This is a genomic window from Prevotella sp. S7 MS 2 (genome assembly GCF_000762865.1).
Classification (GTDB): domain Bacteria; phylum Bacteroidota; class Bacteroidia; order Bacteroidales; family Bacteroidaceae; genus Prevotella.
This window is the reverse complement of sequence record NZ_JRPT01000041.1, coordinates 1-13747: the sequence shown is the minus strand read 5'-3', so window position 1 is coordinate 13747 and position 13747 is coordinate 1. Positions and strand designations below refer to the sequence as shown.

10 protein-coding genes are annotated in these 13747 nt (G+C 44.3%); 6 read left to right on the top strand and 4 right to left on the bottom strand.

From position 1 onward, the window contains the following. Positions 1-125 precede the first annotated feature (125 nt). A complete protein-coding gene (locus tag HMPREF0671_RS12280) occupies positions 126-278 on the top strand; it encodes a hypothetical protein (protein WP_156958392.1) in 153 nt (50 codons plus the stop codon). 235 nt (positions 279-513) lie between these two features. Here the strand turns inward: HMPREF0671_RS12280 and HMPREF0671_RS07925 are convergent, their stop codons facing one another. Then, positions 514-1710 (bottom strand): ROK family transcriptional regulator, encoded by a 1197-nt coding sequence (locus HMPREF0671_RS07925; protein WP_036899205.1) that lies wholly within the window; start codon positions 1708-1710, stop codon positions 514-516. Continuing rightward, positions 1707-2807: an SGNH/GDSL hydrolase family protein gene (locus HMPREF0671_RS07920; protein WP_036899208.1), complete on the bottom strand. Its 1101-nt coding sequence runs from the start codon at positions 2805-2807 to the stop codon at positions 1707-1709. Before HMPREF0671_RS07920 ends, HMPREF0671_RS07925 begins: the two co-directional genes overlap by 4 nt. A 314-nt stretch (positions 2808-3121) precedes the next feature. On the opposite strand from HMPREF0671_RS07920, the gene HMPREF0671_RS07915 reads away from it, so the two are divergent. From HMPREF0671_RS07915 to HMPREF0671_RS07905, 3 genes are all read left to right on the top strand, one after another. Further along, complete coding sequence (locus tag HMPREF0671_RS07915) at positions 3122-4306, top strand: AGE family epimerase/isomerase (RefSeq protein WP_036899203.1); 1185 nt, start codon at positions 3122-3124, stop codon at positions 4304-4306. A gap of 98 nt (positions 4307-4404) precedes the next feature. After that, complete coding sequence (locus HMPREF0671_RS07910) at positions 4405-7152, top strand: bifunctional fucokinase/fucose-1-phosphate guanylyltransferase (protein WP_036899200.1); 2748 nt, start codon at positions 4405-4407, stop codon at positions 7150-7152. A 5-nt stretch (positions 7153-7157) separates the two neighbouring features. Next, positions 7158-7955 (top strand): GSCFA domain-containing protein, encoded by a 798-nt coding sequence (locus HMPREF0671_RS07905; protein ID WP_036899197.1) that lies wholly within the window; start codon positions 7158-7160, stop codon positions 7953-7955. A gap of 302 nt (positions 7956-8257) precedes the next feature. On the opposite strand, the gene nrdG is transcribed toward HMPREF0671_RS07905, so the two are convergent. Both nrdG and HMPREF0671_RS07895 read right to left on the bottom strand, forming a co-directional pair. Continuing rightward, on the bottom strand, positions 8258-8767 hold the full coding sequence (gene nrdG, locus HMPREF0671_RS07900; RefSeq protein WP_036899195.1) for an anaerobic ribonucleoside-triphosphate reductase activating protein: 510 nt from the start codon (positions 8765-8767) through the stop codon (positions 8258-8260). Continuing rightward, positions 8764-10986, bottom strand: coding sequence for an anaerobic ribonucleoside triphosphate reductase (locus HMPREF0671_RS07895; RefSeq protein WP_036899192.1), 2223 nt, complete (start codon positions 10984-10986; stop codon positions 8764-8766). The genes nrdG and HMPREF0671_RS07895 overlap by 4 nt, the downstream gene beginning before the upstream one ends. Before the next feature lie 580 nt (positions 10987-11566). Here HMPREF0671_RS07895 and HMPREF0671_RS07890 point away from each other — a divergent pair. Together HMPREF0671_RS07890 and HMPREF0671_RS07885 are read left to right on the top strand one after the other, a co-directional pair. Next, entirely contained in the window at positions 11567-11968 is a 402-nt protein-coding gene (locus HMPREF0671_RS07890; protein WP_036899189.1) for a BlaI/MecI/CopY family transcriptional regulator, read from the top strand. Further along, positions 11949-13430 carry a M56 family metallopeptidase gene (locus tag HMPREF0671_RS07885; RefSeq protein ID WP_084589744.1) on the top strand — a complete coding sequence of 494 codons (1482 nt, stop codon included), beginning with the start codon at positions 11949-11951 and terminating at the stop codon, positions 13428-13430. The genes HMPREF0671_RS07890 and HMPREF0671_RS07885 overlap by 20 nt, the downstream gene beginning before the upstream one ends. Positions 13431-13747: the final 317 nt, after the last annotated feature.

Genomic DNA, 13747 nt, shown 5'->3' with positions numbered 1-13747 from the left:
TAGCTAAATGGTACAAAATAAGCCCTATCCAAGTTCTCTTAAGGGAGAAGGGAGGAACTATAGAGTTTACAAGTAGACGAGTTTAGGCTTTAGTTTATAAGTTTTTGAGTTGATGAGTTCTTAAGTTGTGGTATGGAAAAGGTTCATTTCTTTCTCCCTCTCTTTTTGGAGAACCATTGGTCATCGACCGAATTGTCGCTGTCGGCGTAGCCGGTGCGATGGTAAACGAGGGAGATAATGGCTGGGGAGAGGCTTTTCAAAAAGAGAGGGATGGTTAAAAGATAAATGAGAGAATAAGGATGAAAGACTATAAAAGATTTATAAAGAGCGACTGTATTGGAGTGTATTCTTGTCCGAAGAACAACCCTTTCAATAGCTGGGGACTATCAAGCGATAGCGAAGACAGTCTCCGGATAGCGTATATAACTAACTTCCAGTCTGACAAGACTGCCCCCTATACTCCTTGAATATAGATTATAACACGGCAAGGGGGAGTCTTTCTGACTTTTATTTTTACTGCTCTTCAATCACAACCTTACGGGCGAGCATACACGCTCCGATGACACCGGCACGCTCTTTTAGCTTGGATTGTACGATGTGAGAGTCTTTATTGACGAGATTGAGTGAGTATTTGAGCACACTGGTCTCAATGGAGTGCATCAAAAAGTTGCCAGTCTGTGACATCGTTCCGCCAATAACAACCAAGTCGGGATTGAATATGTTGATGATACCGGCTAAGGCTTTGCCTAGGTTAAGACCTATCTGCTCCAGCACTTCCAGACACAAAGGGTCTTCACGATTAGTGGCATTGATGAGCTCTTCCATGGTGAAGTCGGTCTGTCCGTCTTGTGATAGGATGGAGGTTTCGCCGGCTTCGATGTGCTCTTTCACTTTGCGATAGAACGCACGGCCTGATGCTTCGGTCTCCAAACATCCCTTTTTACCGCAATGGCAGATGATTTCGTTGTCGAAATAAGGCATGTGACCAATCTCACCGGCATATCCCGACTTGCCTTTATAGAGATGACCTTCGAGGATGATGCCCATACCAAGTCCCCAACTCATGTTGATGAAAATGATATCTTTTTCTCCTTTCACACATCCTTGCATGTATTCACCGTAGGCCATGGCACGCGTATCGTTGTCAATGTTGGTATGAATACCAATCTTCTCAGTCAATATGGCTGTCAAAGGTTCCTCAGATACGTTGTAGAAACTGTAGCTATAGCCGGTTCCAGAGTTCACACGACCGGGAATGTTGAGGTTGACGTTGAGAATCTTTTTGCGCGAAATTTCGAGGGAATCGATGAATTTGTTGATGTGTTGACACAAGTCGTTGAGCGATTCCATCGTATTGGCGTATTGGAAAGGAATATCCATGAGCAGGTTGATGAGTTCCCCGCGGAAATTCATCAGTCCCATATGGATACAGTCTTGTCCCATGTCAACTCCGACGAAGTAGCCGGAATCGGGGTTCAAGCCGTATAAGATGGGTTTTCGGCCTTCGCTAGTTTCCTGCTTGCCATATTCTAGTACAAATCCCTCGTCGCTCATATCATTGATGAGTTTAGAGACTGTGGGGATGCTCAGATTCAACTCTTTCGACAAATCTGTATTGGTAGAGTTGCCGTTGTGAATGAAAAACTCTACTATCTTGTTCTTGATAAGCATGTTTTTAGAGTCTTTCTCGTCTTGGAAGATATTAATCATTGTATGTCGGTATTAAGTTGCCAACCCATTATCATTGAAATCTGAGGAATGAGTGTCATGGCGATTTTTTGTTGTCCTTGATAATTTGGATGCCAATCAGAGCCTGTATCAAACTCCTCACTGACGATGTTGAGCATCGGAGCTGCGAGATATACTTTCTGCAAATTGGCTATGGCGGTCTTTAATTCTCTGAAATTGGCCTGTAGATATATGTTGGCCGAGTGAGGGAGAATGCAAAGTACAGGTACGTCTCCATAGTTGGTTTTGACGCGTTTGATGAGCTTGACGTAGGCACCGACGTATTGTGCGCTACTCGGAATGGCAATGGGTGAGAAGTCGTTGGTGCCAAGATTGATGATGACCAAGTCGGGATGATAGGCTTTGAAGTCGTAAGCCTGTGTGCCATGGGTGTCGAACAAAAGCCCATAACGGTCGCTCATGTTAGCTTTTGAAACTCGTACGCTGTCGCCATAGTTACGCACCATGCCTCGGCCGGAGTGAGCTACGAGGGCATAGTCGGCATCGAAATAACGAGCAATGATGCAACCATAGGCTTTGTTACAGTTCTCGGTGGATAGCTTGAAACGCTCAGTGGCTTTCTTACCCTCTGTTCCATAGCCACAAGTGTAGGAGTCGCCGATGATTTCTATCATCCTGCTTTTGCGAGCTACGGGACTTAATTGAGCACCCTTGTCTACGTAAAAGCCGTGGATAGTAGTACACCCGTACTCGCCTTCGGTACACTTTTGCAATCTCAAGGTGTGTGTGCCTTTACCTAAATTCTCTGCCAACACAACCTTGTGAGGCTCCCGTCCCGATACTTTTATCTTGTCTATAAGGCGATTATCGATAAATATGTTATGATAACTGGTGTCGATTTCGGATATATTGACGGCGATAGAATTACCAGTAAAGCGCGTCTGTACGTAGGTACCTACCCAATCGTAAGAGACGCTACCGTCTGCTTGTTGGGCTGTTCTACCTGTATAGAGGATGTTGGAGTCGGTAGCCTTGATTAATTTTTGGTTACCGCTCTTGGCAAGTGTGGTTGTGAAGCAAGCACAGCATAGCGCTATGATGCAGGCTGTTCTTCTCATTTCTTGACGCTTTGAAATTCCTATGATGTACTTCCCATATATAAAAAGGTACATCTTTATATTGTTTGCTCAATGCAAAAATAAGAAAAATTGCTGATATTGGTGTGTTTTACGGTGGAAAACTATATGATAAGAACGCTTTATATGATTCGTTAAAACGACTTAATGAGTATTTGTTTGGAAATAAGGGTTAATTTATAAATATTTTGATTAAATATAAAATAAAATACTAGAATCTTTTGGAATCTTGGTCAAAAAGAACTAATTTTGCATCATGTCGCATAAAAAATGATTTGCAGGCAAAATATATAGCTATGGACAAAAAGGAATATTTGAGCTTTTGGGCGAATTCTTACAAGAATGATTTGACAAAAATCATCATGCCATTTTGGATGGAACATGGTTGGGATCGGCAGAATGGTGGCGTTTATACGTGTGTAGACCGTGATGGAACACTGATGGATACGACGAAATCGGTATGGTTTCAAGGGCGTTTTGCCTTTGTTTGTGCATACGCATACAATCATATAGAGAAGAATCAGCAGTGGTTGGATGCTGCTGCCAGCACCTTGGAATTTATCGAGAAGCATTGTTTCGATGAGCAGGGACATATGTATTTCTCTGTTACAGCAGAGGGAACGCCACTCCGTAAGCGTCGTTATGTATTCTCGGAGACATTTGCCGCTATCGCTATGTCGGAATATTCTTTGGCTACAGGAGATAAGAAGTATGCTCAAAGAGCAATGGATATATTCTCCGATGCTGTTCGATTCCTCAATACTCCGGGCTTTTTGCCAGCAAAATTTGAGCCGGAAGTGAATCTCCAGAGTCATTCCATTGTGATGATTTTAATCAATGTAGCCTCGTGTTTGCGAAAGGTTTGTGACGATCCGAAGCTCACTCAGCAGATTGATGAGTCCATAGATAAATTGCAAAGATATTTCATACATCCGGAGTTTAAGGCTTTGTTGGAGACTGTAGGTCCTAATGGTGAGTTTGTAGATACCAATATGACGCGTGCTATCAACCCCGGTCACTGTATCGAAACGTCTTGGTTCCTGTTGGAAGAGTCGCGCCATCGTGGTTGGGATAAGAAGCTTACTGATATGGCTCTTACCATCTTTAACTGGTCGTGGGACTGGGGATGGGATAAACAATACGGTGGTATTATCAACTTTGTAGACTGTAAGAACTTGCCTCCACAGGATTATTCGCAGGATATGAAGTTCTGGTGGCCGCAGTGTGAGACCATTATCTCTTCGCTTTATGCTTACTTGGCTACCGGTGATGACGAATATTTGTACCGTCATCGTCAGATAAGTGAGTGGACATACGCCCACTTCCCCGATGCACAATTCGGTGAATGGTATGGTTATTTGCATCGCGATGGAACGGTAGCACAGCCTGCTAAGGGTAATCTTTACAAAGGACCGTTCCATATCCCACGCATGATGGTGAAGTCGTATGAACTCTGTGATGAGATTTTGAAGACCTTATAAGAATACAATAGTACACAGGAAATCCTTATTTTCTGATTCTCCAAGGGGGCGAATGTGAGTTTTTTTTCTTATTTTTGTAAGAGATAAAATCTACAAAAATGAAGAAACTCCTTTCGCTCCCTCCTAATTTGGTAGGTTGTTTCCATGACCTTACCGGTTATTCTCGTGATGAATGGTTTTGTACCAACGACCCTGTTGGGCATAAGTTAGGCTCCGGTGGTGGGTCCACGTGGTTGTTACAAGCTTGCCATGAAGCGTGGGCACAAGGCCAAGATATGCACGAATGGCTCGGCAGTGAGCATAGATTGCTGCTCCATGCCGGCGGACAAAGCCGTCGATTGCCTTCGTATGCGCCTTCCGGAAAGATTCTTACGCCTATTCCCGTGTTCCGTTGGGAACGTGGACAGCGCCTTTCTCAAGACCTGTTGTCACTGCAAATACCTCTCTATGAACGTATAATGGAGGCTGCTCCGGAGCATCTTCACACCATGATAGTAAGTGGTGACGTGTATATTCGTGCCACGAAGCCATTGCAGGAAATACCTGATGCCGACGTCGTTTGTTATGGACTGTGGCTTGATTCAAGCATTGCGAAAGACCACGGAGTCTTTGTATCGTCTCGACAGACACCCGGTGTGATGAAATGTATGCTGCAAAAGCCGTCAGTGGAGACGTTGAACGGCTTGTTGAAGGAATATTTTTATCTCACGGATACTGGTATTTGGCTTTTCAGCGACCGTGCTATCGAGTTGATGATGAAGCGTTCGATGAAGGATGGAAAGCTTGTCAACTATGACATGTATAGCGATTTCGGTTGCTGTTTGGGTACTCATCCAACGATGCTTGACGAAGAAATAGCGCAATTGAAAGTCGCTGTTTTGCCGTTACCGGGTGGAGAATTCTACCATTTTGGGACATCTCACGAACTTCTTTCTTCTACTTTGGCCGTTCAAAATTTGGAGAACGACCAGCGTAAAATCATGCATCACTCACGCAAACCGCATCCTTCAATGTTCGTACAGAACTGTCTGTTGCATGTAAAACTGACCGCTGAAAACCAGAATCTGTGGGTAGAGAATAGCTGTGTGGGCTCGCATTGGACGCTGTCTCACGAACATATTATCACCGGTGTGCCCGAAAATGATTTTGAACTAACGTTGAAAGCCGGACAATGTGTAGACGTTGTGCCTGTTGGAGAGTCGCAATACGTGGTTCGTACCTATGGTTTCCAAGACCGTTTTGATGGAGAATTACAGCAAACACCGATGTTCCCGGTGGTTGATTCGGTAGAGGATATAGGAGTGGTATTGCGCTATATGCTTGGCTTGGATGCGAGTCGAGAGGCTCAACAACTCTTTGATGGATGTCGAAAGATGAGTGCCGAGGATATTTCTGCGGTTGCTAATCTGCGTCGACTCTTTGCGCAACGCCGCTCATTCCGTAATGATAACTGGCCGGCATTGGCCCGTAATCATGAACATAGTGTTTTTTATCAAGTGGATTTAGAGGATGCTGCTAAGGAATATGCGGATGCTAATCTGCCTGAACCGTCTGCATTGACGGGTGAAGAACCGCTGATGACGCGTATTCATGACGCGATGTTCCGCAGCGAGTTGCATCGTTTGAAGGGAGAACAGGGTTACAGTGAACAAGGTGAAAAGGCTTTTTCATTGTTACGCCAAGGTTTAATGGATCAGGTAGCTGCGGCTGGTCAGCGCCCACATCCCACCATTTATCAAGATCAAATCGTCTGGGCACGTAGTCCGGTGCGTATAGATATTGCCGGCGGATGGACCGATACGCCTCCTTATTGTTTGATGGAAGGCGGTCGAGTTATAAATCTTGCCATAGAGTTGAACGGTCAACCGCCTTTGCAAACCTATGTAAAGCCTTGCAAGGAGCGCCATATCATCTTGCGAAGTATCGACCTTGGTGCGGCCGAGGAGATTACTACGTACGAGCAATTGGGCGATTTCAACCACGTGGGAAGTCCGTTCTCCATCCCGAAAGCTGCTTTGGCTTTGGCCGGTTTCCATCCTTCTTATGGTGAAGAAAGTTTTGCTTCGCTCGAACAACAGCTTGGTGCGTTTGGTAGCGGTATCGAGCTTACGATGCTGTCTGCTATTCCTGCGGGCAGTGGATTGGGTACAAGTAGCATCCTTGCAGCTACTGTTTTGGGTGCATTGAATGATTTCTGCGGTCTGTTGTGGGATAAGAGCGAGATTGGTAGACGCACATTGGTGCTCGAACAGTTGCTTACTACGGGTGGCGGATGGCAAGATCAGTTTGGTGGTTTGCTTCAAGGAGTGAAGTTATTGCAAACCGATAGAGGCTTTGAACAGACGCCTGATGTACGCTATTTACCCAACGACCTCTTCGTACAACCCGAATACAAGGCTTGTCACCTATTATATTATACGGGTATTACGCGCACGGCAAAGACCATATTGGGTGAGATTGTACGTCGTATGTTCCTCAATCAGCACGATGAGATAGAACTGTTGCGTCGCATGAAGGAACACACCAAGGAGATGTACGAGGCGTTGCTAAGACAGGAATTCAATACAATGGGTACGTTGGTTCGCCACACTTGGCAACAGAATCAGCTACTCGATGCCGGAACAAATCCTGCCGAGGTGGCTCAACTAACAGCTTTGATAGACGATTTGTGTCTAGGTTATAAGTTGCCGGGAGCCGGTGGAGGCGGTTATCTCTATATGGTTGCGAAAGATCCGGAGGCAGCTGCGCGTATCAAGAAGATACTCAACGACCATCGTCTGAACTCTAATGCCCGCTTCGTGGATATGAGTCTCAGTACTACAGGTCTGCAGGTGAGTCGTAGTTAGAATGTATGGAACTTCAAACGAAAGTCGATATAGCACGTTCGGCGTGGACCATTGAGCCACGCCATCGTCTCTTTTTCGTTGGCTCATGCTTTGCCGAGAACATCGGTCGACGTTTTGCCGATTCGCAATTCCGTGTGGTCGTCAATCCGTTTGGCGTGATGTACAATCCCGCGAGCATCCTTCATACTGTGCAGCGATATGAGGGTGATGTGCCCGATGTGGCTGTATTTACGCTCGGTACCAATCATGTGTATGTGTTGAAAGAGACCGGTGAGATAGTCGATAATTGTCAGAAGCGGCCACAAATACTTTTCGATGAGCAGGAATTGAGTGTAGAACAGTGTACGGATTATTTGCGGAAAGCTGTTCAACTGCTTACGAAGAAGAATCCACAGGTACATGTTATTGTGACTGTCAGTCCTATTCGCTACCGCAAATATGGTTATCATGGCAGTCAACTATCTAAATCTACGCTCTTGTTGGCAGCCCATCAACTCGTTCAGACCATGCCCGAATGCGTCACGTATTTTGAGGCTTACGAGTTGATGAACGATGAATTGCGCGATTATCGTTTCTATAGTGAAGATATGTTGCATCCCAGTGACCAAGCTGTATCGTATATTTGGCAGCGCTTTGGAGAGACTTTCTTCTCCAAACAAACCTTTCAGTTTATCGAAGAATGGCGACCGATAGGGCAAGCTTTGGCTCATCGTCCATTCAATAGTGATACTCCTGAATACCAATCGTTCTTGAAACAGGCGCAAGAACGAGAACAGGCCTTCCGTCAAAAGTATGATTTATAGTAGTTCATTCCAATATTTTATTCTGTTTAATAGCCTTTTAAACAGAATCATTCCTTAAATTTTGCGGTTTCAAATAAATTGCGTACGTTACGCAACGTAATTTACGTAACGCTTATACATAGTATGTTCCGGGCAGGCAGCTTTACTGGAAGCGATAGCTGCGGAAGGGTGTGTGGCCTTGCCATTCAGCCATTTGTTTGTGAATGGTTATAAACTAAAGGCTGTCAGTAGTGTGAAGACGGCACTGAATACCTTGCTTCATCGTTTCTTCGGATATTGGTTGAAGCAACGTTCTTTTATGATTAAATAGCTATGGGATATGGTTGGTAGTCGAATAATATCGGACTGCCGGCCGTCAGAGAGCGGCGTACATCAATGAGTCGTTGATTGGATGAGCCGCGGAATAATAGGTCGGTATCGCGTAGCGATTGCACGAATGGGCCGTCCACCAATACATCTATTTGTTCTAAGAGCGCACGAGTGTGCTCTTTTTTTTGTAGGGTTTCAAAAGTAAAACCCGAAAAACACCAAATTGTTTTATTCGTTTCGCGTCGAATAGCCAGTGCCAATTCCAAGAATCCTTCGGCTTGAAACATAGGGTCACCACCTGAGAATGTGACGTTGGCAAATGGGTCTTGCGTGATTTCATGCATGATTTGCTGGGTCGTCATAGGTGTTCCGCTGTTGATGTCCCACGATTGTGGGTTGTGACAACCGGGACATTCATTCGGACAACCGGCACAGTAGACGGAGGTACGAAAGCCCGGTCCGTCTACTGTGGTGTCGTGTATGATGTCTAAAACACTTATCATTCTTTTGGAGTATCAATATGGGTAACGCGGTCGTTTAGCTCGGCCAATTTCCCTTGATTCCATCTATCGGTTGTACCAACGAGGTAACCGGTGATGCGTTGCAGCTTGTCGATGTGATGACTACCGCATTTTGGACATGCATCCAAATTGACATCGGCATTCTCATGACCACAGTCCATACAACGATTACGGTTGTGATTCACCGAGCCATAGCCCATATTCAGCTTGTCCATCATGTCTACCACGTTCATAATTACCTGTGGGTTGTGCGTCGCGTCGCCATCTATCTCTACGTAGAAGATGTGGCCGCCACGTGTTAAGTCGTGATAAGGAGCCTCTACTTGAGCCTTATGCAGAGCCGAACATTTATAATATACCGGTACATGGTTGGAGTTGGTGTAGTAGTCGCGGTCGGTCACGCCTTCAATGTTGCCAAATTCCTTGCGGTCTTTCTTCGTGAATTTACCCGAAAGTCCCTCAGCCGGTGTGGCCAATACACTGTAGTTGTGGCCGTATTGTTCTGAGAAATCTTTCACGCGGTCGCGCATATAGGTGACAATCTTTACACCCAACTGCTGCGACTCTTCGCTTTCGCCATGGTGTTGGCCTGTCAATGCCTTCAAACATTCGGCCAATCCGATGAATCCAATACCCAAAGTTCCTTGGTTAATGACGCTCTCTATGGTGTCGTTGGCATTGAGATGATCGGCACCGGTCCATAGATAACGCATGAGTAATGGGAATTGCTTGGCGTAAGCTGTCTTTTGGAATTGGAATCGTTCGTCTAGTTGTTTGGCCGTCAACTCAAGCATACCGTCGAGCTTGGCAAAGAACTTATTGATACGTTCTGCCTTGTCTTCGATACCCATACATTCGATGGCGAGCTTTACTATATTAATAGTGGTGAAACTAAGGTTGCCTCGTCCCACCGATGTCTTGTCTCCATATCTGTTTTCAAACACACGAGTGCGACATCCCATGGTTGCAATTTCCCAATTATAACGTTCGGGGTCGTTGGCTCTCCATTTTTCATTTTGATTGAAAGTAGCATCCAAATTCAGGAAGTTCGGGAAGAAACGACGAGCCGTTACTTTGCATGCCAGTTGGTAAAGATCATAGTTACGGTCTTCGGGCAGATAGTTTACGCCACGTTTCTTCTTCCATATTTGGATGGGGAAGATAGCAGTCTCACCATTACCCACGCCTTCGTAGGTGGAGATGAGTAGCTCGCGCATCACGCAACGACCTTCGGCCGAAGTGTCGGTGCCGTAGTTGATAGACGAGAATACCACCTGATTTCCTCCACGGCTATGGATGGTATTCATATTATGGATGAATGCTTCCATGGCCTGATGTACACGTCCGGCAGTAGAGTTGATGGCATGTTGCTTTACGCGCTCTGCTCCTTGTAGGCCGTCGAGAGGTCGATTGATGTAGTCGTCTATCTCTGCATCGTAAAGCGCGGAGAAGTCTTCGCCATACAATTTCTCCAAATTCTTCACTTCTTGCTGGTACGATAAACGTACATAGGGAGCGAGATAGAAGTCGAAGGCTGGGATAGCTTGCCCACCGTGCATCTCGTTTTGGCATGTCTCCAGTGAGATACAAGCCAATACGGCAGCCGTCTCGATGCGCTTAGCCGGGCGCGAGCTGCCATGCCCTGCGGTGAATCCGTGCTTCAAAATGATGTCGAGCGGGTGTTGTACACAGGTCAGCGACTTGGTAGGGTAATAGTCCTTATCATGAATATGGATATAGTTATGCTGTACGGCCTCGCGTACTTCTTCTGATAACAAGTAATCGTCGACAAACGGTTTTGTTGTTTCTGAAGCAAACTTCATCATCATTCCAGCCGGTGTATCGGCGTTCATGTTGGCATTTTCGCGCGTCACGTCGTTGCTTTTGATGTTGACGATGTCCAAGAATATGTCGCGTGTCTTAGCCTTGCGAGCTATCGAACGCTGGTTACGATACTGGATGTATTTCTGCGCAACGTCTTTACGAGAACTCTTCATCAGCTCTTTTTCTACGGCATCTTGAATATCCTCTACGGTCATCTGTGCCTTGCCTTTGAAGTTTACATGGTCGGTGATTTTGACAATGAGTGCTTCGTCTTCTCCTTTTTCTGTGTGAAGCATGGCCTTACGAATCGCCGCACTAATCTTCTGCTCGTTGAATCCAACGATGCGACCATCTCTCTTTACAACCGTTTGTATCATGATAGGGTAAATAGTGTATTTTAAATGTTCTTATGTTGTTAGTTGATTGCTTTTGCAAAGATAGCTTATTTATTAATATGAAATTCGTTTTGGGAAACTTTTGTCGTGTTAAAATATGTCAAGTCTTTGATATTCAGTTAGTTGAAAAATAAAATGGAAAACTTTGTTTTAAATTGTATGAGTTTGGTTTTCCATAAAGGTAAACTGTTATGTTGTTTTGTTTACTATTTGTTGTACATTTTAATAGCCTCGCCATGTAGCTGTGTATGGGTCATTAGATTGCTTATTTGTCGTCCTATTTGCCAGTTAATGAATTCATTGCAGTGGCTTGGCAACGTTGCTGAGTAGGCTAGGCAGCACTGCTGAAGAGGCGATGCAGCGATATTGTCGAACCTTTGCAGCTAGCTTCAAGTGAAGCGTTATAGAGTTTATAACATTCATATACTTGTTAATTACTAAAAATATGGCGGTGCATTACTAAATATAGAAGTTAATGTTTGGCAGTTTTTGAGAGTGTAAAAGAGTAATTACGAAAAGTTTAGTATATATTTGCGATGTGATTACTAAAACTTTCGTAGATATGAATAGAAGTAAAAAAGAATATCCGGTCTTGACGAAAAGCGAGATGGATGTGATGAAGATACTTTGGCAAATAAGGGATGAAGCTACCGTGAAAGATATATTGGCGAGGTATACAGAGCCTAAACCGGCATACACAACGGTTGCTACATTCTTGAAAATATTGACAGCCAAGGGGTATTTATCAGAGTCGAAGCGTCTCGATATGGGCAAAGCTTTGTATTACAAGCCGCTGCTTAGTCAAGAAGAGTACACCTCGCGAGTGATGGATGAAGTGACGACCGACTTCTTTGGTGGGTCGGTTGGTTCTTTGGTCAACTTCTTCGTACGCGAAGAAAAGATTAGTGTTAGTGAGATAGAGAAATTACTTCAGATGATTAAAGATGCTGAGCTACGTCATTAAATCTGTGGTTTATTTGAGCTTGATGTACATTCCGTACATGTTGCTCTTGAAGAAGGAGTCGTTCTTTCGATTCAATCGATTGATGCTTATCCTTGTGATGTTACTCTCCTTGGTGCTTCCTTGGGTTAATATCCCGGCTATCTCGTGGGGCGATTATGCCGTCAGTGTGTATCTGGAGTCGGGGAGTGGAGTGGTGGTAGAGTCTACTGATGCTGGAAATACGGTAGGATTGCCCACATCGGTGTCTGTCAATTGGTGGGGTATAATTGGCTATCTATATATAATCGGTGTTGCGATAACTCTGCTTATTAAGATGTTCCAGTTGGGCATGCTCTATCGAAAAATACATCAAGGTGTACTTTGGACCGAAGTGAAAGACGGTATCCGACTGTTCTGCCATGCCGATGATGTGTCTCCTTTCAGTTGGTTTAACAGTATCGTTATCAGTCAGGCTGATTATGAGAATGATGCCGATGCGATTTTATGCCATGAGCGCGAACACGTGCGTGCGTACCATTCATGGGACATACTGCTGTTGAATTTGGTGCAAACGGTACAATGGTTTAATCCCTTGGCGTGGATTATGGGTACTTCTTTACGCGATGTACACGAGTATGAGGCCGATGATGCGGTGCTTGCCGGTGGTATAGAGGGTTCCCGATACCAGTATTTATTGATTCGTAAGGCAGTGGGGACAAGTCCTTATGCCTTTGCAAATAGTTTTAATCACAGTCTATTAACAAAAAGAATTACAATGATGTTACGTAAGAAATCTAACCCATGGATGCGTACAAAAGGTTTGTACGTAGTGTTGGTGGCATCGATTGCACTCAGTGCTTTTGCCACTCCAGAATTGAATCAACAAGTAGATAAGCTTGTTGGTGAGTCACAAAGTATGAGTAAAGGAATGGTTTCAAATGACTTCCAGAATATGGAGAGGGGTGGAAAAACTACGTTATCGGACTTTACCGATGGACAGAAGAAAACAAAAATGCGCAAACTGGTGAAAGCAAAAAAGGTGGAAGATGTGGTTCAGTGTGTTGTTTCTGATGAACAGAAATCCAAGGCGGAATATATGGGAGGCCATGATGAAATGATGAAGTTTTTGGCCATGCATCTCAAATATCCTATTGTTGCTAGAGATAATGGCGTAGAAGGTAATGTGCAGGTTACTTTTACGGTAGGGGATGATGGTAGTCTTGTAGATGTGAAGGGAGTTTATGTCCCAACACAAAAAGCAATTTTGCAGAACGATATGATTATAACAGGGTATAAAAAAGCTGATGCCGGTGAGAATGGTACGGCCGGTGCAAATGAAGAACAACTTGCTCAGGCTCGCAAAGCGCTTATAAATGAAGCGATAAGGGTGGTGAGTCTGATGCCTAAGTGGACACCCGCCCGAAAAGATGGTAAGCAGGTTAGCTCTTCAGAGCAGTATATGTGCCGATTTAGATTGAAATAAATTGATTTAAATCAAAAAGATGTTATATATAGAAGAAAATGCCATGAAATATTTGGAACGTATACAAAAACCATATATCTTTGCATCGTGTTTTTCATGGTATTAGATTATTAAGGTTAATAAAAGATTGGTTGTCGTGATGATAATCAATTTTTTTTTGCCCTTTTGGCAAAGGAAGTGTGACAACCATGTAGGTTATTACTAACCGACTGACCAATGTTGAGGAATAAACTTGGTGTCAACAAATCAATGATAAATTTTCATTTGTCTTTGAATAGCATTATCTTTGCATAAGATAAGCTGCACTCGGCAATTTG